Raw genomic sequence first — 19,834 nt, forward strand, 5'->3', positions numbered from 1 at the left:
CGGCGCGTGCCGGCAGGGCGCACGCCGCAGATCCCTGGCGCATGGCCTGCGGGCCGCGGATCGAACCGGGCCGGATCATGTGCGGCCCGCCATCGCGTTGGGCAGCCAGGTGGCCAGGCCCGGCCAGGCGATCAGCGCGAAAGTGAACAGGATCATGATGGCCACATAGGGCAGCGCGCCCCAGATGACGTCGCCGAAGCCGCCGCCGTCGGTGCGTACGCCGTGCACCACGAAAAGGTTCATGCCCACCGGCGGGGTGATGAGGGCGATCTCGCACATGACCACGATGAAAATGCCGAACCAGACCGGATCGACGCCCACCGCGGCCACCATGGGCACGGCGATGGGCACGGTCAGCACCAGCATGGACATGGCATCGAGGAAGGTGCCGAGCAGCACGTAGAAGACCACCAGGATGAGCAGCAGGGTCAGGCGGTCCAGGCCGAACGAGCCCACCCACTGCGTGACCGCCTGCGTCGCGCCGGTCATGGAGACGGTGACGTTGAGCATGAGGGCGCAGGTGAGCACGATGACGACCATGCCGGTGGTGCGCGCGGCCTGCAGCGAGCACTGCGCGAGCAGGGCGAGCGTGAGCCTGCGGTTCAGCGCGAGCAGGACCAGGGCCAGCATGACGCCCAGCGCGGCCGACTCGGTGGGCGTGGCGAGCCCGCCGTAGATGCTGCCCATCACCACAGTGAAGATCAGCAGCGGCGGCACCAGGTGGCGCAGCATGGCGAACTTGACGCGCCAGGGCACGGTGGTGCTGGCGCCGGGCGCGTGCCGGCCGGCGTCGCGGTGGAACAGGAACACGTAGAGCGAGAACAGCATGGCGAGGGTCAGCCCCGGCACCACGCCGGCCGCGAACAGTTCTCCCACCGAGGTATTGGCCAGCGAGCCGTAGACCAGCAGGTTGACGCTGGGCGGAATGAGGATGCCCAGCGTGCCGCCGGCCGCCAGGGTGCCGAGCACCGGGCGGATCGGATAGTTGCGCCCGTGCAGCGCGGGCAGGGCCAGGGTGCCGACGGTGGCCGCGGTGGCGACCGACGAGCCCGAAGTGGCCGAGAACAGCGTGCAGGTGGCGATATTGGTGTGCAGCATGCCGCCGGGCAGGCGGTCCAGCCACAGCGCCAGCGCGTCGAACATGCGGTCGGCGATGCCGCCGCGCAGCAGCAGTTCGCCGAGCAGCATGAAGAGCGGGATGGCGAGCATGGACGGGCTGTTCAAACTGCTCCACACCACGCCGCCGATCATGTCGACCAGCGGGTAGCCGTAGATCAGAAAGCCGCCCAGCGCGCCCACGGCGATGATGGACACCGCCACCGGCAGGCTGAGGAACATCAGGACGAGCATCACCAGAAAGCCCAGTCCGACCAGAGCGACGTTCATTTCACGGCTCCTTCGCGTTGTGCCAGATCGTCGAGTTCGGCGGCCAGCTCCTCCTCGATGGTCTCGGGTCCGTAACGACGGTTCAGCGTGCGCCAGTCGCGGCGCAGCATCAGGCCCAGCGCCCGCGCGGCATACACGCAGGCGGCGGCCGCGAATACCGCGGTGGCGAGCAGCCACGCTGTCTGCGGGTAGATCAGCGGGGTCGCCCAGGGCGTCTGCGCGATCGAGCCGTAGCGCCAGGTATCGAGCAGGGTTGCGCCGGCGAAGGCGAGCAGCGCCAGGGCGAGCGCCGCCAGGCTCAGACTGGCCGTGCCGTTGAGGACGGCCTGCGCGCGCGGCGACATGCGCGCATGCAGCAGGTTGATGCGGATGTGCGAGCGTTCGATCAGCGCGACGGTGAAGGCGAGCGGGGCGCCCACCGCGACCGCGTAGCCGGCCAGCTCGTCCACGCCGCCCAGCGAGTGGGCGGCGAACTTGCGCAACAGAACCTCGGCCGTGATCGCCAGCGACAGGGCGATCATGATGGCGCCGAAGACCAGGCCGCAGAGGCGGGCGCAGGTATGCATGGCGATCTCCCTGTGCGGCGTCAGGGTTGCAGTGCGCCGACGGTGCGGCGCCAGTCGGCTTCGCAGTCCGGCGCCACCGCGTTGCACTGGGTGGCCCAGACCGGCAGCGAGGTCGACGTGAGCGCGGCGGCCACCGTGGCCAGATCGGCTTGCTGGACGGCGGCCCGCTTGAGCGCGTAGGGCTTGCCCTGGGTGCAGGGCTGGGCGCCGGTGTTGCAGCGCATGGCGTCCTCGTACAGTTCCTCGGAATACGCCCAGATGTCGTCGCTCAGGCCGGCCACCGCCTCCTGCAGCGCCGTCTGGTCTTCGGGCGTCATGCGGTTCCAGGTCTTGAGGTTGATCGCGTAGCCGTTGATGGCCAACTGCAGCGCGAGCGGCAGCACGGTGGTGGCCGCCTCGGGCCAGCCCGCGGAATTGGCCGACGACGGCCCGGTCACGGCGCAGTCCACCACGCCCCGCGCGAGCGCCTGCTGGACTTCGCCGAAGGGCATGGGCACGCCGGTGGCGCCGATGCCGGCCATGAAGTTGGCGCTGTTCTGATCGCCCACGCGCACCTTCAGGCCTTTAAGGTCCTGCAGGCCGGCGATCTCCGGCTTGCAGAAGATGACCTGCGGGCCGGCCGGCCACAGCCCGAGCAGCTTGGCGTTGAAGCGTTCCTGCAGGCGGCGGTCCACCGTGTCGAAAAAGGCCGCGGTATTGCGGCGTCCGGCTTCGAAGGTCGTGTTCAGGCCGACCAGGTCCAGGCCGAGCAGGGACGGTTCGTCGCGGCTGACCTGGGGGCCGCGGATCGAGACGATGTCGAACAGGCCAGAACGCAGCACGCGCAGGCCGTCCGAATCGGGGATGCCGGCCACGTCCACTGGCCGGTATTCGACCTTCGCGTCCAGTCCCTGGGCGGCGCCCAGGGACTCGAAGAAGGGTTGTTCCATCTTCTGCGCGATCAGCCCCGAGCCCGCCGGCTGGCCGAGGACCTTGAGGGTGAGGGGCGCGGCCGGGACGGGGCCGGCAACGACGAGGGCGGCGACGCCAGCCGCGAGCAGTGAACGTTTGAGCACGGGAACCTCCGTTGGGAAAACCGGCGCCGGGGCCGGATGGCAGGGACGGCGGATGCCGGGCCCTGGCCCCGTGTTATGCAGATTTCATGCCATTTATATATGAAACTGTAGTTTCATAAACGGCGAAGCCAATCGCTAGACGGGCAACCCGGGGCCGAACGCGACACCGTGGTGCGCGTGCGCGCCGAAATGGTGGCGCATGGACGTTGGCGGCACCGCGACGGTGCCGCCGCGCGGTCGGGCCGCACGAGCTGGATCAGAGTTCGTCCAGCGTGTCGTTGAGGGTTTCGATCGCGCGCAGCCGCACGCGCGCCGCCCCGCCGGCCAGTTCTATCGCGCGCATGGCGATCAGGTGGCACAGCGACATCACGGCGACGTGATTGAACAGCGGGCCGGGGGCCGCGGTATGGCAGCGGAAATGCCAGCGGGCCGCCTTTTCGGGCTCGGCGCCTTCGTCGGTGACGTACAGTACGCGGGCGCCGGCGGCGGCCAGGCTTTGCACGATCTGCGGCATGCGCGAGACACGCCGGCGCAGGCCGAAGACGATGGCGCAGTCCCGGTCGCCGACGCTGGCCAGGTGTTCGCCTAGGGTTTCGCCCGCGCCCGGGAGCGTGACAACGCCGTCGTGCACCTGCAGAAGCTGCCAGCGCAGGTAGGCCGCGAAGGGATGGCCGGCGCGAAAGCCGACCACCCAGATGCGGTGGGCCGCGAGCAGTTCGCGGACCATGTCGTCGACCTCGGCCGGCGCGATCGCCGCGTAGGTCCGGTCCAGGTTGGCCTTGGCCTGTTCGAGGTTGGCCGCCATGTGCGCTTCCGGCGCATCGTCGCCCGGCAGCGACAGGAACAGGCGCGAGCCGGTCTTCTGTTCCTCGCGCGCATGGCGCCGCGCGTCTTCGTAGCTGGCGTAGCCCAGCCGGCGCACGAAGCGCGAGACGGTGGCCTTGGACACGTTCGCCAGGCTGGCCAGTTCCTGCGCGTTGTAGCTGGCGAGTTCGCCGGGGAAGTCGCAGACGAATTCGCCCAGGCGGCGTTCGGCGGGGTGCAGGCTGCCCAGGGCGTCGCGCACGCGGGCGAGAAAGGAGCGGGGGGCGGAAGCGGGTGTCATTCGTGATGAAATTCGGATTTCATCGAACTATGGCGGTGAAATCGCGGTGGGGCAAGCCCGCCGCGGCCGCTGTGCCGGCCGCGCGGCCTTCCCGGGCGCCGAGGGTCGCGCCAGGCGTCGCGCCCATGCCCGTCGGCCCGGCACGCCCGCCCGGCACGCCCGCCCGGAGCGCGCGGTGCCGACGGCCGGTCCGACGCCTCAGAACGCTGCCACCGCGCCGTCCGAGCGCGGATCGAAACCGCCTTCCAGCGTGCCGTCCGGCGAGCGCAGCACGCAGCCGGCATGGCCGAAGGTCTCGTCGAAGTCGCCCAGCACTTCCACTTCGTGGCCGCGGGCCTGCAGGGTGGAGACGGTGTTGGCCGGGAAGCGGCTTTCGAGCTTCAGGGTGTCGGAGACCTGGCCCCAGGTCCGGCCGAGCAGCCAGCGCGGGGCGGCGACGGCGTCCTGCGGGTTCATGCCGTGTACCACGGTGCGCGTGAACACCGCGGACTGGCTCTGCGGCTGGCCGTCGCCGCCCATGTTGCCGTAGACCATGGTGCGCCCGTCCTTGAGCAGGGCCAGGGCCGGATTGAGCGTGTGAAAGGGCTTCTTGCCCGGAACGAGGGTGTTGATGTGGTCCGGCTTGAGCGAGAACGAGGCGCCGCGGTTCTGCCAGTTGACGCCGCTCTCGCGCAGCACGACGCCCGAGCCGAACTCGTGGTAGATGCTCTGGATCATCGACACGGCGCGTCCCTCGCCGTCGATCACGCCCATCCAGATGGTATCGGCCGGACCCTTGCCCTGGCCCCACTCGGCGGCGCGGTGCATGTCGATGCGCGCGGCCATGGCGTCCAGCGCGGCCGGTTCCAGAAAGCTCTCGGGGTCGACCGTCATGTGCGCGGGATCGGTGATGTGGGCGTCGCGCACGGCGAAGGCCTGCTTGACCGACTCCACGGCGGCGTGGACGTAGTCCGCCCCCAGCGGGTCGTGGCGGCCGGTGTCCAGGCGGTCCATGAGGCCCAGGATCATCAGCGACACCAGGCCCTGGGTGGGCGGCGGCATGTTGAAGACGCGGCCGTGGCTGTGCGCGAGCGCCAGCGGCTGGCGCAGTTGCGCGCGATGGGCCTGCAGGTCGGCCAGGGCGAGCGGGCTGCCGGCGTCGGCGAGATCGCGCGCGAGCCCATGGGCGAGTTCGCCGCGGTAGAAGTCGTCCAGGCCGGCGCGCGCCAGGTGCTCCAGGGTGGCCGCCATGCGCGGCTGCAGGAACAGGCTGCCGATGGCCGGCGCCGCGCCGCCCGGCATGAAGGCCTCGGCAAAGCCGTGAATCGGCGTGAGCTCGGCCGCCTTGCCGGCCGTGTTGCGATGCTGGCTGGCGGTGACGGGCGCGCCGTGGCGCGCATAGTCGATGGCGTCGGCGAGCAGGCGCGAGAGCGGTAGCCTGCCGCCGAGCCTGTCGCGGCTCAATTGCAGCGCCTGATCCCAGCCCGAGAGCGTGCCGGCCACGGTGATGGCCGCGTCGCCGCCGCGAAACGGGATGGCGCTGCGCCCGGCGTAGTTCTCGATGCGTGCCGCCTGCGCCGCTGCACCGCTCGCGTCGATGCCCAGCACCTCGGTGTTGCCGGCGCCGGGCAGGCCGACCAGCCAGAAGCTGTCGCCGCCGATACCGTTCATGTGCGGATAGACCACCGCGATGGTGGCCGCGGCGGCGACCATCGCCTCGATGGCGTTGCCGCCTTCGCGCAGGACGGCGAGCGCCGATTGCGAAGCGAGGGCGTGGGGGGCGACGGCCATGCCGCGCCGGCCGCGAACGGGATTGGACATGCGAGTGACTCCTGAATGGAAAGGCAAAGGGCCGGATAGCGGGCATGCCACGCAGTCCGGCACGGGCTGTCGGGATTATCGCCCTGCGCCGGGGGCGGGGAAAGGGTCGAGGGCCGGGGCGCGCCGGCGTGCCCGCGGCCGGGGCGCCTGCTATCCGGGTTTCAATGCCCGCCCAGATAGGCCTTGGCGAGCGCAGCGTCGGCCGCAATCTCGGCCGAGGTGCCCTGCGCCACGATGTGACCGTTCTCCATCACGTAGGCGCGATCGGCCACGGCCAGCGCGAGACCGGCCATCTGGTCGACCAGCAGCAGGGTCATGCCTTCGTCGCGCAGGCGCTCGAGCGCACCGAACAGTTCGGCAATGATCCTGGGCGCGAGGCCCAGCGAGGGCTCGTCGAGCAGCAGGATGCGTGGGCGCGACATCAGCGCGCGGGCGATGGCGAGCATCTGCTGCTCGCCGCCCGAGAGCAGGCCGGCACGCTGGTGCAGGCGCTCGCGCAGGCGCGGAAAGCGCTGCAGCATCTCCTGCACGCGCGCCTCGCGGTTCTTCGGCTGCAGGAAGGCGCCCAGGCGGATGTTGTCGAGCACGCTCAGTTCCGCGAATACCTGGCGGCCCTCGGGCACCAGCACCAGGCCGCGCGCGACGATGGCCTCGGACCCGGCGTTCGACAGATCCTGGCCTTCCAGATGGATGCCGCCGCCGTCGAGGGGGCGATGCAGGCCGCTCAACACCTTCATCAGCGTGGACTTGCCCGCGCCGTTGGCGCCGAGCAGGGCAACCGCCTCGCCGCGGCGCACCTGCAGGCTGATGCCGTGCAGCACGGGCTCGGCACCGTAGCCCGCGACAAGCTCGCCCACGCCCAGCATCTCGCCCGCGGGCGGCTTGCGGCCAGCGCCGGCATGGCGCGCGGCCTCGAGCGATTCGCCCAGGTAGGCCTGCTGCACGGCCGGATCGGACTGCACGGTGGCGGCGTCGCCGGCGGCCAGCAACTGCCCGGCATCCAGTACCACGACGTGGTCCGAGATGCCCATGACCAGGGCCATGTCGTGTTCGACCAGCAGCACGCCGATGCCGGCGTCGGCGATGCGGCGCAGCAGGGTGGCGAGCGCGTTCTTGTCCTCGCGCGACAGGCCGGCGGCAGGCTCGTCGAGCAGCAGCGCCTCGGGGTCGAGCGCGAGGGCGCGGGCGATTTCGACCAGACGCCGGTCGACGTGCGGCAGGTCGGCCGCGCGCGCCGTGGGAGAGCCGGTATAGCCGCACCAGGCGAGCAGGGCGCGGGCGCGCTCGACGCGGCTCGCCTCGCGCAGGCGGGCCGCCCCCAGGATCGGGCCGAGCTTGCCCCGGTTCATGGCGAGCGCCACGTTCTCCTCCACGCTCAGCCCGCCGAAGAGCTGCGAGGTTTGGTAGGTGCGGGCGATGCCCAGGCGCGCCAACGCGAGCGCCGGCTTGCCCGCCAGCGCCTGGCCGCCCAGCGAGAACTGGCCCGCGGTCGGCCGGTAGAAGCCGCTCAGCATGTTGAGCACGGTGGACTTGCCCGCGCCGTTGGGCCCGATCAGGCTGGTCACCGCGGCGTTGCGCGCCTGCAGGCCGAGATCGCCGACCGCGCGCACGCCGCCGAACTGCATGGTCAGCCCCTGGGCCGAGATCGGCTGGCGGGCGCGCGCATCGAGCTGGACCGCGCCCGCGGGCGCCGGGATGCCGTCGGCTGCACCGGCCTGCGCGCCGAGGCGCTGGCGCAGGCGCTGCAGGAGGCCGACCAGGCCGCCGGGCGCCACCCAGAGCACCACGAGCAGCAGCAGCCCGAAGAACAGCAGGCGGTATTCCTCCATGCTCGAGAGCAGTTCGGGCAGCATGCCGACGATGAAGGCGCCGATGAGGGGGCCCGCCACCGAGCCCGCGCCGCCGATCATGACCACCAGCACGAACAGGATCGACTGCACGAAGCCGAAGGTGTGCGGTGTGACGAAGCCCGAGAGCGGCGCGAACAGCGCCCCGGCCGCTCCCGCGCAGGCGGCGGAGATGGCGAACGCGACCACCTTGATCGCAAGCGGGTTCAGGCCGATGGATTCGGAGGCGGTCTCGCTGTCGCGCACCGCGCGCATGGCTGCCCCCCAGGTGCCGCGCGAGAGCCAGGCGTAGCCGCACAGCGCGACAGCGGCAGTCGCCAGGGCGAGCAGGGCCACCGCCCGTTCGTCGGCGCCCAGCGGGCCGAGGCCGGGCGGCAGAATGCCCATGATGCCGTTCTGCCCGCCCGTGAGATCGCGCATCTCGACGATGCCATGTTCGACGATGAAGCCGAAGGCGATCGTGATCATGGCCAGGTACGGGCCCTTGACGCGCAGGGCGGGCAAAGCGAGCAGCGCGCCCATGGCCGCGGCGATGAGTGCGCCCAGCGGCCAGGCGAGCCAGAAGCTCAGGCCGGCCCGGGTGGTGAGGATGGCCACCGTGTAGGCGCCGATGGCATAGAAGCCGACGTGGCCGAACGACACCTGGCCCGTCAGGCCGAGCAGGACGTTCAGGCCGATGCCGACAACGGCGAGCAGGGCCACGTTGGCCAGCACGAACACGTAGTAGTGATTGACGGTGAGGGCCATGACGGCCCCCGCGCCGAAGAGGGCGATGAGCGCGCCGATCTGCAGCGGCGAGCCCAGGCCGAAGGGGCGCGGCGGCGTGCGCGGCGCGGCGATGGCGGAAACGATGGCGTTCATACTTTCTTCACCTCGGTGCGGCCGAACAGGCCCGCGGGGCGCAGGGCGAGCGCGACGATGACCAGGCCGAAGGTGATGATCTGGGTGTAGCCCGAGCCCAGCGTGGCGGTGACGAACGCTTCGATCAGGCCGAACAGCAGGCCGGCGATCATGACGCCCCAGGCGCTGGTGATGCCGCCCAGGATGGCGACCGCGAAAGCCTTGAGGCCGAACAGCGTGCCCATGTCGGAATGCACGTTGAAGAGCGGCGCGATGAGCACACCGGCGATGCCGGCGAACAGCGTCGACAGCGCGAAGGCGACGGCGACGGCGCGCCGGATGGGAATGCCCATCAGACGTGCGGCGGCGGGGTTCTGCACCACCGCGAGCATGCCGGTGCCCCAGCGCGTGCGGCGCGAGAGCAGGTGCAGCGCCGCGGCGAGCGCGAGGCCGACCAGCGGGATCAGGATCTGCAGCGGATACACGCCCAGGCCGACCCCGCCCACGTCGATCGGGGTCTGCGCGAGCGGCGAGGCGAGCGCGCGCGGCTCCTTGCCGAAGGTGAACATGACGACGTTGTCGAGCACGATGCCCAGCGCCACGGTGGCCATCAGCCAGGCGTCCGAGCCGCGGCTGGCGAAGGGGCGTACAGCGACGAATTCGACCACCAGCCCGTACAGCGCACACAGGGCGAGCGCGGCCAGGACCGCCGGCAGCATGGCCCAGCCCAGCGTGTGCGCGAAGGTGAAGGTCAGCACCGCGCCGAGCATCATCGAGCTGCCCTGGGCGAAGTTGACCGTGCCGGACACCGCGTAGGTGACGTAGAAGCCCAGGGCCATGAGCCCGTACATGCTTCCGAGGCCGAGCCCGCTGATGAGCGCTGACAAGAGCATCGTGGGGGTTCCTTGGGTGAAGACAGCGTTGGCGGGCACGGCTGGCGGGGCGCATGGCGTGCCGACCAGCGCGCGAAGGCATGCGCCGGCGCCCGTGCCTTGCGGCTTATGGGTTCATGCCGACCGGCAGGATGCGATCGCCGATGAACTGCGCCCAGACGTAGTCGTCGGCCGCGACGGCGTCATGCCGCTCGGGCGTGAAGGGCTGCTCGTAGGTCTTGATCAGGCCCTCGTACTTGCCGATCTTGTAGAAGCCCTGGCGAATCGCGTCGCCGTCGGTCGAGCCGGCGGCCTCGATGGCGCGGGCGGCGAGCATCATGCCGTCGTAGGCATTGGCTACGCCCACGGCGGGCGTGATGTTCTCCGGGCCCTTGACGTCGGCGTACTTGGCCTTGAGCGCTGCGATCACCTTCTCGCCCACCGGCGACTGCTCGCCGAAGAAGCTGTAGGTCTGCACGAAGTGCACGTTCCTGGCGTTGGGGCCGGCCAGTTCGGTGAAGCGCCCGCCCGCCGGGCCCCAGTGCGAGACGATGGGCACCTGCCAGCCCATGCGGTCGAGCGATTTGACCACCTGGGCCGAAGGCCCCACGTTGCCGACCATGAACAAGGTGTCGGCGCCGGCGTTCTTCAGGCGGGTGAGCTGGGGCACGACGTCCACATCGTTGGCTTCGAACTTCTCGACGCCCGCCGCCTTCAGGCCCTTGGCCTCGAGCGCGGCATGCAGGCCTTTCTCGTTGGATTCGCCCCAGGGGTTGTTGACGAGGATCATGCCGGGCTTGCTCGCGCCGAAGGTCTTCTGCGCGTAATCCACCATGCCGACATTGACGATCTCGTCCACGGCCGAGACGCGGAACACGTAATTGGGATCGGCCCCGTTGTGCGTGATCGGCGTGCCCGCGGCCCACGGACCCATGAAAGGCACTTTGGCCTGATTGACCAGCGGCACGATGGCCAAGGACACGGGCGTGTCCAGCCCGCCGAAGAGCACCGCGACCTTCTCGCGATGGATCAGCTCGCGCGCGGCGGCCACACCCCTGGCCGGGTTGGCTTCGTCGTCGCGGCGCACCAGTTCGAGCTTGCGACCGCCGAGCAGGCCGCCGTTGGCGTTGATCTCGTCGATGGCGATCGCCACGCCGCGGCTGATGGCTTCGCCCGAGAGCGCGGATTGCCCGGACATGGCGGTCACCAGACCGATCTTGATGGGCTCGTCGGCGACCGCCGCACCCGGCGGCAGCGCGGCTGCGCAGGCCAGGGCGAGCGCGCCTGCGAGGAGACGACGGCGGGGCGGGAACAACGGATTCATGGCAAATCTCCAGGTAGGAAGTCGCAATGCGGCGAGGTCGCCTACCTGTGTCCGAGTGCAAGCATCATGCCAATTGTTGATAATCCGAGTCTTTTTTTGTCTGCGCCAGGAAAATAAAATCGTCAACGATTTGGCGCGAGTTTTGCATACGATCCATGCCTGTGCGGTCGTGGCGTGATTTGCGCCCGGTCCGTGCACCGACATGGAGAAAACAGTGAGCGACGCACCAAAAGATGGCCTTCCGAGCGTGCCGGCCGACCCTGCAGCGCTGATCGACGAATACTTGCGCATCCTCATGATCCCGGACCCGGCGGGGGTGCAGCATTTCGTGGCGCCCGGGTTGCGCATCCGCTTCACCGGCGGGCGCGCGATGTCCGACCCGGCCGAGTGTTCGGCCTTCAACGCCAGCCGCTACCGCTGGGTCAAGAAGCGCATCGAACGCACCGAAGTGGTCGCCGGCGGCACGCCCGAGGAGACGGTGGTCTACAGCCTGGGCACGCTGTACGGCGAATGGCCGGACGGCACGCCGTTCGAGGGCAATCGCTATGTCGACCGCTACGTCCTGCGGCACGGCCGCATCACCGACATGGATGTATGGAACGACAGCGCCGAATGGCTGCTGGCGCGCGCCGGCCTGACCACGCTGTGAGACCGGCATGAACGTATCCGTCCATTCGCCGCAGCCACAGGAGCGCCGCCCATGAGCCTGATCTATGACGGCCGCCTGCCCGGCCACGACCGTTTCGACTATCTGCCCATCACCCGGCGTCCCGACTACGCGTGGCCCAACGGCGCGCGCCTGGCGGTGTATCTCGGCTTCAACATCGAACACTTCGCATTCGGCGAAGGCATGGGCGCGGCGATCGGCCCGGCCTGCCCGCATCCCGACGTACTCAATTACGCCTGGCGCGAGTACGGCAACCGGGTGGGCGCCTGGCGCTGCCTGGAACTCTTCGACCGGCTGGGCCTGCCGGCCGCGGCCATCGTCAATACCGCGCTGTACGAGCACTGCCCCGAACTGGTGGCCGCCTGCGTGGCCCGCGGCGACGAGCTCGTGGCTCACGGCCACACCAACGCCGAGCGCCAGGGCGAGCTGGACGAGACGCACGAACGCCGCCTGCTCACCCTGTGCCGCGACCGTATCCGCGCCGAGAGCGGGCTCGCACCCAAGGGCTGGCTCTCGCCATGGATATCGGAGAGCAGGGCCACCCCCGATCTGCTCGCCGAGACCGGCTATCGCTACACGCTGAACTGGTGCCACGACGACCAGCCCGTGCCCATGCGCACGCGCAGCGGGCCCGCATCGCTCTGGGCGGTCCCGTACCCGCAGGAGCTCAACGACATCCCGATGATCGTGGCGCGGCAAATGGACGCCAAGGACTTCGCGCGCATGATCGTCGACAATGCCGACGAAATGTTGGAACAATCGGCAGGACAGCCGCTGGTGATGGGTGTCGCCCTGCATCCCTACATCGTGGGCCAGCCGTACCGTCTGCGCCATCTGCGCTCGGCGCTGGAGCACCTCGCGCGCCTGCGCGACGCAGGCGAGATCTGGTTCGCCACCCCCGGTCCGATCTGCGAACACGCCGCCGTACACTGGGCGGACTGAGCCTCGCCGCCATTGCGTCCACCGCCATGACGCTGTTGCCATCCCTCCCCCGGGGCACGGCCGGCACAGGGCACCGGACGGGCCGGAACCCGAAATCGAGCCTAGACTAGACGTATGTGCGCTTCATCATCTTCCCCGACGGCATCGCTGGCGACCCGCGACATTCACGGTCAGCCCGACGAGGACGACACCACGGCGTCCGCCGAGGAAAGAATCTACCGGCGGGTGTTCGACAGCATCATCAGCCAGCGCCTGGTGCCGGGCACCAAGCTGCCCGAATCCCAGTTGTGCGAACTGTTCGGCGTGAGCCGTTCGGTCGTGCGCCAGGCTTTGCAGCGACTGGCCCACGACCACGTGGTGCAACTGCGCCCCAACCGCGGCGCCATCGTGGCCGTGCCCACGCCCGAGGAAACCGGCCACATCTTCGCGGCGCGGCGCGGTCTGGAAGCGGCGCTGCTGCGCCTGGCGGTGCAGCACGCGACGCCCGGGGACATCGCCAACCTGCGCCGCCAGTTGCGCGAAGAGAGCGATGCCATGCACCGCTTCGACCAGCCCGCCTGGGCGCGGCTGGCAAGCCGCTTTCACCTGCTGGTGGGCGAACTCGGCCGCAACCCGATCCTGCAGCGGTATCTGGAGGAAACGGTGTCGCGCTGCTCGCTGATCGTGGCGTTCTACGAGCCCCCCGGCAACGCCTGCTGCGAGCACGACGAGCACTTGGCCATCGTCGACTGCATCGAGCGGGGCGATGCCGAAGGGGCGTTGCGCCTGATGGAGGCGCACCTGCTCGCGCTGGAGCGCAGCGTCTCGCTGAGCGCGGAGCATCGCGAACCGGGCCTGAAGGAGCTGCTGGGCCTGTGACGCCGGCCTGCGCGTGCGCTGCCCGCGTGATGCGCTGCCCGTGGAATCAGGCCGCCGCGCTGCGCGCGGCCAGCCACACGCGGGTCAGGTCGCAGGCCCGGTCGGCGAGCCAGTCGCCGGCACGCGGCAGCGCCTCGTCCAGTGTCACGGGCGAGGGAGCCAGCGCGAAGGCCGCCGCGATCCCGGCGTCGTACAAGGCCTGGTAGCCGTCGCCCAGCGCGCCGGCCAGCGCAAAGCACGGGACGCCCGCCGCCTGGGCCAGACGGGCGACGCCGGCCGGTGTCTTGCCGTGCAGGGTCTGCGCATCCAGCCGGCCCTCGCCGGTGATCACGAAGGCGGCCCCCTCGATCGCCTGCGCCAGGCCGCAGACGCGTGCGACGAAGGCGATGCCCTGTTCGCGCTGGGCGCCGAGGAAGGCCAGCGCGGCGTAGCCCACGCCGCCGGCGGCGCCCGCGCCGGGCGCGTCGCGCCGATCGACGCCGAGCGCCTGGGCGCAGCGATCCGCATAGTGCGCCAGCGCAGCGTCCAGTTGCGCCACCTGCGCCGGGTCCGCGCCCTTTTGCGGGCCGAAGACGGCCGCCGCGCCTCTCGCGCCGCAGAGCGGGTTGTCCACGTCGGAGATCAGCGTGACCGTCGTGTCGGCCAGGCGAGGATCCAGGCCGGAGGCGTCCACCCGGGCGAGCCGGGACAGCGCGCCCCCGCCCATGGGTAGCTCGCGGCCGTCGCCATCCAGCAGGCGTACGCCGAGCGCCTGCAGCAGGCCGGCGCCGCCATCGGTCGTGGCGCTGCCGCCCAGGCCGAGCCAGACGCGTCGAGCCCCGGCATCCAGGGCGGCGCGGATCTGCTCGCCGACGCCGCGCGTGGTCGCGGCCGGTGCGTCCAGCGCCTCGCGCGCAATCTCCTGCAGCCCGGCGGCCGCCGCCACCTCGATGATCGCCGTGCCGTCGGCGAGCCAGGCCCAGGCGGCCTCGATGGGCTGGCCGCTCGCCCCGGTGACGCGGCCCGTGCGCAGTTCGCCGCCCAGCGCCGAGCACAGGGCCAGCACCGTGCCTTCGCCGCCGTCGGCCATGGGTTGCAGCACGCATTCGGCCGCGGGCGCGGCGCGCCGCACGCCCGCGGCGATCGCGGCGGCGGTGTCCACGGCGCTGAGCGCGTGCTTGAAGGAATCAGGGGCAATGACGACTCGCATGACGATCCTCGGTTGGGGGTGGGGCGATGATACCCGCGCAGTGCCCGGCTACGATGTAGGGCGAAGCGCCGGCCCGCGGCGCCCATTCCGGGAGACGGCACATGGCAGTCAAGCGCATCGTGAGCAATATCGAAGTGGCGGACCCTGCGCAGGCGCGCGCATTCTACGGCGAGCTGCTGGGGCTGGAGCGGGTGATGGACCACGGCTGGCTTGCAACCTACGCGGCGCCCGACCGGCAGACGCCGCAGATCAGTTTCGCGAGCGAGGGCGGCTCGGGCACGCCGGTGCCGGACGTCTCCATCGAAGTGGACGACCTGGATGCCGTGCTCGCCCGCCTGCGCGCGGCCGGCATTGCCATCGTCTATGGCCCGGCCGACGAGCCCTGGGGCGTGCGCCGCTTCTACGTGCGCGACCCGTTCGGTCGGCTGATCAACATTCTGTCGCATCTGCCGTGACGCGGCGCGCAGCCGGGCCCGGGGCGCCTCGGCGTACGCCCGCGCCCGCGGGCATGGATGTCGATACATCCCACGGCGTGCGGCCCTATGTCCCAGGGCGGGGCAAGGCTACCCGCGGGGCGGGGCCCGGGCACGGCGCCCCTGGCGTTCACAGGCCCTAGAATGCATGCAGGCATCCCGGGAGCCCTCCATGCAAGCACGCCGCACCAAGATCGTCGCCACGCTAGGCCCATCGTCCAGCTCGCCCGAGCGCATCGAGGCGCTGGTGCTCGCCGGCATGGACGTGGCGCGCCTGAACTTCTCGCACGGCACGGCCGACGAGCATCGCCAGCGTGCCGAACTGGTGCGCGAACATGCGCGGCGGCACGGGCGCTACGTGGCGCTGATGGCCGACCTGCAGGGGCCGAAGATCCGCATCGGGCGGTTCGCGGCGGGGCGCGTCGAGCTGTGCGAAGGGCAGTCGTTCGATCTCTGGACCTCGCCGGACGCCGGGCTCGGCACACCGGCAGGCGTGGGCGTGGATTTCGCGCCGCTCACCCGCGACTGCGGCGCCGGTGACGAACTGCTCCTGGACGACGGCCGCATCGTGCTGCGCGTGGAGAAGGTCGAGCCCGATTGCGTGCGCACCACGGTCGCGGTCGGCGGCGAGCTGTCGGACCACAAGGGCATCAACCGGCGCGGCGGCGGGTTGTCCGCACCGGCCCTCACAGAGAAGGATCACCGCGACATCGGGCATGCCGCGCGCATCGGCGTGGACTTCGTGGCGGTGTCGTTTCCGCGGCGCGGCCAGGACATCGAGCAGGCCCGGCGGCTGGTCCGCGCCGCGGGCAGCAGCGCCTGGCTGATCGCCAAGATCGAGCGCGCCGAAGTGGTGGCCGACGACGAAGCGCTGGAGGACATCATCGCCGCCAGCGACGGCGTGATGGTCGCGCGCGGCGACCTGGGCGTGGAGGTCGGCGACGCCGAGCTGGTCGCGATCCAGAAGCGCATCATCGGCCACGCGCGCCGGTGCAACAAGCTGGTCATCACGGCCACCCAGATGATGGAGTCGATGGTGGCGAGCCCGATGCCCACCCGCGCCGAAGTGTCCGACGTCGCCAACGCGGTGCTCGACTACACCGACGCGGTGATGCTGTCGGCCGAGAGCGCCTCCGGCCGCTATCCGGTGGGGGCGGTGCAGGCCATGGCGCGCGTATGCCTGGGCGCCGAGCGCCACGCCAGCACCGACGAATCCACGCATCGCCTGGGCGAGGTCATCGAGCGCGGCGACGAGGCCATCGCGCTGTCGGCCATGTACGCGGCCAACCACTTCTCGGGCGTCGCCGCGGTGGTCTCGCTGACCGAGAGCGGACACACGCCGCTCATCATGTCGCGCATCCGCTCGGCCGTGCCGATCTACGCGTTCTCGCGCCATGCCACGACGCTGCGGCGCATGACCCTGGTGCGCGGCGTGAGCCCGGTGCCCTTCGATGCGGGCGAGTATCCCGAGAGCCGGCTGCCCGCGGCGATCATCGCCGAGCTGGGCCACCGCGGCTTGGTCGCGCAGGGCGACTGGGTGGTGCTCACGCGCGGCGATCTCGAGGCCGGCGTGGGCGGCACCAACGCGATGACCCTCTGGCGCGTGCCGGGCGACGCGGTGGGCGATGGCGACTGACCGGCCGGCCGTGCATCCGGGCCGGATCGATCTGGTCACGCTGGCCCTGTTCGATGCCGTCGCCCGGGCGGGCAGCATTTCGGCGGGCGCGCGCCAGGTGCACCTGGCCGTGGGCGCCGCGAGCAAGCGCATCGCCGATCTCGAGGACGCCCTTGCCACACCGTTGCTGTACCGCTCGGCGAGCGGGGTGGCGCTCACCGACGCCGGCGAGGCCTGCCTGGGCCACGCCCAGCGCGTGCTGCGCGAAGTGGCGCATTTGCGCGGGAGCATGGTGGACTACCAGCAGGGCATCCGCGGCACCGTGCGCCTGCGCGCCAACACCTCGGCGATCACCCAGTTCCTCGCCGACGACCTCGCCGGCTTCATGGCCGCGCACCCGGCCGTGCGCATCCAGCTCCAGGAACAGGACAGCGGGCAGATCGTGCGCGCCGTGCTCGAGAACCAGGCCGACCTCGGCATCTTCGCCGAGGGCACGCCTTGCGAGGGCCTGCAGACCTTCGTGTATCGCGAAGACGAACTGGTGGTGGTGGCGCCCAGCGGCCACCCGCTGGCCGACGTGGGCGAGATCGCCTTCGCCGACACCCTCGGCTACGACTTCGTCGGCCTGTCCAGCGGCACCTCGCTCGCGCAGCGCCTGGAGGCGGCCTGCGCCGGCCTGGGCCACGAAATGCGCCTGCGCATCCAGGTGCGCGGTTTCGATTCGATCTGCCGCATGGCTGTGTCCACCGGCTGCATCGGCATCCTGCCCCGGCTGGCGGCCGAGCCGCACGCCCAATCCATGCGGCTGGTGCTGATCCCGCTGCGCGATGCCTGGTCGCAGCGCGAACTGCGCATCGGCGCGCGCGACGCGGCCGCGCTGGACGCGGCGGGCAGGTCGCTGCTCGGCCATCTGCGCACTTCGGCCGCGCGTACGGGCTGAGGCGCATAGGCTTTCGCGATCCGCGAAAACCCCGTTGCCGGATGACGGCTTCCGCGGCGCAGCGCGCGTGCGGGATACTGCCCCACTTCATCGTCGATGGATGACAGGCATGCCCGCTCATCAGATTCTTTCCGGCATCCGCGTGCTCGAGCTGGGCCAGCTCATCGCGGGGCCCTTCGCCGCCAAGACGCTCGCCGACTTCGGCGCGCGCGTCGTCAAGGTCGAGCCGCCCGGGCAGGGCGATCCGCTGCGCAAATGGCGCATGCTGGACGGCGACACATCGGTATGGTGGGAATCGCAGTCGCGCAACAAGGAATCCGTGTGCATCGACCTGCGCGGCCCCGAGGGCCAGGCGCTCGTGCGCACCCTGGCCGCCCAGGCCGACGTGCTGATCGAGAACTTCCGTCCCGGCACGCTGGAGAAATGGGGCCTGGGCTGGGACGTGCTGCACGCGCTCAACCCGCGCCTGATCCTGCTGCGCGTCTCGGGCTACGGGCAGAGCGGGCCCAAGGCACAGGAGCCGGGTTTCGCGGCCATCGCCGAGGCCATGGGCGGGCTGCGCTACCTGAACGGCGAGCCGGGCCGCGCGCCGGTGCGCGCCGGCCTGTCGCTGGGCGACACCATCGCCGGGCTGCACGGCGCGCTGGGCGTCATGCTGGCGCTGTACGAGCGTGATGCGCGCGGCGGCATCGGGCAGGTGATCGACACCTCGCTGTTCGAGAGCATCTTCAACCTCACCGAGAGCCTGCTGCCCGAGTATTCGGTCTTCGGCGCCGTGCGCCAGCCCGCGGGCGCTTCGCTGCCGGGCATCGCCCCGTCCAATGCGTATCTGTGCGGCGATGGCCAGTACGCCCTGATCGCCGGCAACGGCGACGCCATCTTCCAGCGCCTGATGCGCGCGATCGGGCGCGACGACCTGGCCGACGATCCGGCGCTTGCGCACAACGACGGGCGGGTGGCACAGATCGACCGCATCGACGGCGCGATCTCGGCCTGGACCGCCGTGCGCGACATCGACACGGTGCTCGACATCGTGCGCAGCGCCCAGGTGCCCTGCGGGCGCAACTACACGGCCCGCGACATCGCCGAGGATGCGCACTATCGCGCGCGCGAGGCCATCGTCACCGTGCGCAGCGCGCGCGGCGCGGAGGTGGCCATGCCCAACGTGGTGCCGCTGCTCTCGGCGACGCCCGGCAAGGTGCGCGAGCGCGCGCCCACGCTGGGCGAGCACACCGACGCGGCGCTGGCCGAAGCCGGGCTCGCGCCCGAGCGCATTGCCGAGCTGCGCCGCCGCGGGGTGATCGCATGAGCCCCGTCACCGGGTCGTCCGGCGGCGGCGAGCTCGTCCCGGGCAAGGAGGGGGAGCGGCGCCCGGAAGGATCGCCTCTGCGCCAGGGCGCGGCCGGCATGGCTTGCGCCCGTGTCGAGATCAACGAAGTCGGCCCGCGCGATGGCCTGCAGATCGAGCCGGTCTTCGTGCCCACCGACGAGAAGGTGCGTCTGGTCGATGCGTTGTCGGCCTGCGGTTTTGCGCGCATCGAAGTCACCAGCTTCACTTCGCCCAAGGCCATCCCGGCGCTGGCCGATGCCGAGGCCGTCCTGCAGCGGGTCGCGCGCGCGCCCGGTACGCGCTACACCGCGCTGGTACCCAACGTGCGCGGGCTGGAGCGCGCGCTCGCGTCCGGGGTCGACGAGGTCAACCTGGTCATGTCGGCGAGCGAGACGCACAACCGCGCGAACCTGCGCATGACGCGCGAACAGTCGGCGGGCCACCTGCTCGCCATCATCGAGGCGGCCCGGGTGCCGTGCAATGTGTCGATCTCGACGGCGTTCGGCTGCCCCTTCGAGGGCGAGGTCGACGCGTTCGAGGTGCAGCGCCTGGTCGGCGTCTTCGCCGCCGCCGGCGCGCGGGGCATCACCCTGTGCGACACCACCGGCATGGCCTATCCGACCCAGGTCGCCGGGTTGTGCGCGGCGGTGCTGCAGGCCCATCCGGGCCTGGCGCTCACCCTGCATACGCACAACACGCGCGGCATGGCGCTGGCCAACGTCTTCGCCGCCTGGCAGGTGGGCGTGCGCCGCTTCGACGCCGCCGCCGGCGGCCTCGGCGGCTGCCCGTACGCCCCGGGCGCGAGCGGCAACGTCAACACCGAGGAGCTGGTCCACCTCTTCGACAGCATGCGGGTGCCCTGCGGCGTGGATCTCGCGCGCCTGCTGGACTGCGTCGCCATGCTGCCCGCGCTGGTGCGGCGCGATCTCGCGCTGCCTCTGCTGCAGGCGGGCCACCGCCTGCGCCGCCATGCCGCGCCGGCATGGACGGACACCCATTTCGCGGCCTGAAGCCGGCCGTTGCGC

General features: G+C 71.1%; 17 protein-coding genes. 8 read left to right on the forward strand and 9 right to left on the reverse strand.

What is annotated here, in order from left to right:
- Window positions 1-75: 75 nt before the first annotated feature.
- From FOZ76_RS11995 to FOZ76_RS12030, 8 genes are all read right to left on the reverse strand, one after another.
- Entirely contained in the window at window positions 76-1,386 is a 1,311-nt protein-coding gene (locus FOZ76_RS11995; RefSeq protein ID WP_143948506.1) for a TRAP transporter large permease, read from the reverse strand.
- A complete protein-coding gene (locus FOZ76_RS12000) occupies window positions 1,383-1,952 on the reverse strand; it encodes a TRAP transporter small permease subunit (RefSeq protein WP_143948507.1) in 570 nt (189 codons plus the stop codon). Before FOZ76_RS12000 ends, FOZ76_RS11995 begins: the two co-directional genes overlap by 4 nt.
- 20 nt (window positions 1,953-1,972) lie before the next feature.
- Window positions 1,973-3,007 carry a TRAP transporter substrate-binding protein gene (locus FOZ76_RS12005; protein WP_143948508.1) on the reverse strand — a complete coding sequence of 345 codons (1,035 nt, stop codon included), beginning with the start codon at window positions 3,005-3,007 and terminating at the stop codon, window positions 1,973-1,975.
- Between the two features lie 256 nt (window positions 3,008-3,263).
- On the reverse strand, window positions 3,264-4,112 hold the full coding sequence (locus FOZ76_RS12010; protein ID WP_143948509.1) for a MurR/RpiR family transcriptional regulator: 849 nt from the start codon (window positions 4,110-4,112) through the stop codon (window positions 3,264-3,266).
- Between the two features lie 198 nt (window positions 4,113-4,310).
- Window positions 4,311-5,912, reverse strand: coding sequence for a gamma-glutamyltransferase family protein (locus FOZ76_RS12015; RefSeq protein ID WP_246129463.1), 1,602 nt, complete (start codon window positions 5,910-5,912; stop codon window positions 4,311-4,313).
- 161 nt (window positions 5,913-6,073) lie between these two features.
- A complete protein-coding gene (locus FOZ76_RS12020) occupies window positions 6,074-8,620 on the reverse strand; it encodes a branched-chain amino acid ABC transporter ATP-binding protein/permease (RefSeq protein ID WP_143948510.1) in 2,547 nt (848 codons plus the stop codon).
- Complete coding sequence (locus tag FOZ76_RS12025; protein WP_143948511.1) at window positions 8,617-9,492, reverse strand: branched-chain amino acid ABC transporter permease; 876 nt, start codon at window positions 9,490-9,492, stop codon at window positions 8,617-8,619. The genes FOZ76_RS12020 and FOZ76_RS12025 overlap by 4 nt, the downstream gene beginning before the upstream one ends.
- Before the next feature lie 106 nt (window positions 9,493-9,598).
- Window positions 9,599-10,795 (reverse strand): ABC transporter substrate-binding protein, encoded by a 1,197-nt coding sequence (locus tag FOZ76_RS12030; RefSeq protein ID WP_143948512.1) that lies wholly within the window; start codon window positions 10,793-10,795, stop codon window positions 9,599-9,601.
- 202 nt (window positions 10,796-10,997) lie between these two features.
- On the opposite strand from FOZ76_RS12030, the gene FOZ76_RS12035 reads away from it, so the two are divergent.
- From FOZ76_RS12035 to FOZ76_RS12045, 3 genes are all read left to right on the forward strand, one after another.
- Window positions 10,998-11,444 (forward strand): nuclear transport factor 2 family protein, encoded by a 447-nt coding sequence (locus FOZ76_RS12035; protein ID WP_143948513.1) that lies wholly within the window; start codon window positions 10,998-11,000, stop codon window positions 11,442-11,444.
- Window positions 11,445-11,495: 51 nt separating this feature from the next.
- On the forward strand, window positions 11,496-12,404 hold the full coding sequence (locus FOZ76_RS12040) for a polysaccharide deacetylase family protein (protein ID WP_143948514.1): 909 nt from the start codon (window positions 11,496-11,498) through the stop codon (window positions 12,402-12,404).
- Window positions 12,405-12,518: 114 nt separating this feature from the next.
- The gene (locus FOZ76_RS12045) at window positions 12,519-13,262 is read left to right on the forward strand and encodes a GntR family transcriptional regulator (protein WP_143948515.1); all 744 of its coding nucleotides are present in this window, start codon (window positions 12,519-12,521) and stop codon (window positions 13,260-13,262) included.
- A gap of 46 nt (window positions 13,263-13,308) precedes the next feature.
- Here the strand turns inward: FOZ76_RS12045 and FOZ76_RS12050 are convergent, their stop codons facing one another.
- A complete protein-coding gene (locus FOZ76_RS12050; protein ID WP_143948516.1) occupies window positions 13,309-14,451 on the reverse strand; it encodes a glycerate kinase in 1,143 nt (380 codons plus the stop codon).
- A 101-nt stretch (window positions 14,452-14,552) separates the two neighbouring features.
- On the opposite strand from FOZ76_RS12050, the gene FOZ76_RS12055 reads away from it, so the two are divergent.
- From FOZ76_RS12055 to FOZ76_RS12075, 5 genes are all read left to right on the forward strand, one after another.
- The gene (locus FOZ76_RS12055) at window positions 14,553-14,906 is read left to right on the forward strand and encodes a VOC family protein (protein ID WP_143948517.1); all 354 of its coding nucleotides are present in this window, start codon (window positions 14,553-14,555) and stop codon (window positions 14,904-14,906) included.
- 190 nt (window positions 14,907-15,096) lie between these two features.
- Window positions 15,097-16,560, forward strand: coding sequence for a pyruvate kinase (gene pyk, locus FOZ76_RS12060; protein ID WP_143948518.1), 1,464 nt, complete (start codon window positions 15,097-15,099; stop codon window positions 16,558-16,560).
- 10 nt (window positions 16,561-16,570) lie between these two features.
- Complete coding sequence (locus tag FOZ76_RS12065) at window positions 16,571-17,479, forward strand: LysR family transcriptional regulator (protein WP_143948594.1); 909 nt, start codon at window positions 16,571-16,573, stop codon at window positions 17,477-17,479.
- 109 nt (window positions 17,480-17,588) lie between these two features.
- Window positions 17,589-18,788 (forward strand): CaiB/BaiF CoA transferase family protein, encoded by a 1,200-nt coding sequence (locus tag FOZ76_RS12070; protein WP_143948519.1) that lies wholly within the window; start codon window positions 17,589-17,591, stop codon window positions 18,786-18,788.
- A gap of 98 nt (window positions 18,789-18,886) precedes the next feature.
- Window positions 18,887-19,819: a hydroxymethylglutaryl-CoA lyase gene (locus tag FOZ76_RS12075; protein WP_143948595.1), complete on the forward strand. Its 933-nt coding sequence runs from the start codon at window positions 18,887-18,889 to the stop codon at window positions 19,817-19,819.
- Window positions 19,820-19,834: the final 15 nt, after the last annotated feature.

This window comes from Verticiella sediminum (genome assembly GCF_007558815.1).
In the GTDB taxonomy this organism is placed as follows: domain Bacteria; phylum Pseudomonadota; class Gammaproteobacteria; order Burkholderiales; family Burkholderiaceae_B; genus Verticiella; species Verticiella sediminum.

What these genes read in the sequence shown, in the direction of transcription:
- FOZ76_RS12010 (WP_143948509.1), bottom strand. Translation starts at nt 4,112, where the DNA reads ATGACACCCGCTTCCGCCCCCCGCTCCTTTCTCGCCCGCGTGCGCGAC.
- FOZ76_RS12045 (WP_143948515.1), top strand. Translation starts at nt 12,519, where the DNA reads ATGTGCGCTTCATCATCTTCCCCGACGGCATCGCTGGCGACCCGCGAC.
- FOZ76_RS12000 (WP_143948507.1), bottom strand. Translation starts at nt 1,952, where the DNA reads ATGCATACCTGCGCCCGCCTCTGCGGCCTGGTCTTCGGCGCCATCATG.
- FOZ76_RS11995 (WP_143948506.1), bottom strand. Translation starts at nt 1,386, where the DNA reads ATGAACGTCGCTCTGGTCGGACTGGGCTTTCTGGTGATGCTCGTCCTG.
- FOZ76_RS12050 (WP_143948516.1), bottom strand. Translation starts at nt 14,451, where the DNA reads ATGCGAGTCGTCATTGCCCCTGATTCCTTCAAGCACGCGCTCAGCGCC.
- pyk (WP_143948518.1), top strand. Translation starts at nt 15,097, where the DNA reads ATGCAAGCACGCCGCACCAAGATCGTCGCCACGCTAGGCCCATCGTCC.
- FOZ76_RS12040 (WP_143948514.1), top strand. Translation starts at nt 11,496, where the DNA reads ATGAGCCTGATCTATGACGGCCGCCTGCCCGGCCACGACCGTTTCGAC.
- FOZ76_RS12025 (WP_143948511.1), bottom strand. Translation starts at nt 9,492, where the DNA reads ATGCTCTTGTCAGCGCTCATCAGCGGGCTCGGCCTCGGAAGCATGTAC.
- FOZ76_RS12020 (WP_143948510.1), bottom strand. Translation starts at nt 8,620, where the DNA reads ATGAACGCCATCGTTTCCGCCATCGCCGCGCCGCGCACGCCGCCGCGC.
- FOZ76_RS12075 (WP_143948595.1), top strand. Translation starts at nt 18,887, where the DNA reads ATGGCTTGCGCCCGTGTCGAGATCAACGAAGTCGGCCCGCGCGATGGC.
- FOZ76_RS12030 (WP_143948512.1), bottom strand. Translation starts at nt 10,795, where the DNA reads ATGAATCCGTTGTTCCCGCCCCGCCGTCGTCTCCTCGCAGGCGCGCTC.
- FOZ76_RS12035 (WP_143948513.1), top strand. Translation starts at nt 10,998, where the DNA reads ATGGAGAAAACAGTGAGCGACGCACCAAAAGATGGCCTTCCGAGCGTG.
- FOZ76_RS12055 (WP_143948517.1), top strand. Translation starts at nt 14,553, where the DNA reads ATGGCAGTCAAGCGCATCGTGAGCAATATCGAAGTGGCGGACCCTGCG.
- FOZ76_RS12070 (WP_143948519.1), top strand. Translation starts at nt 17,589, where the DNA reads ATGCCCGCTCATCAGATTCTTTCCGGCATCCGCGTGCTCGAGCTGGGC.
- FOZ76_RS12015 (WP_246129463.1), bottom strand. Translation starts at nt 5,912, where the DNA reads ATGTCCAATCCCGTTCGCGGCCGGCGCGGCATGGCCGTCGCCCCCCAC.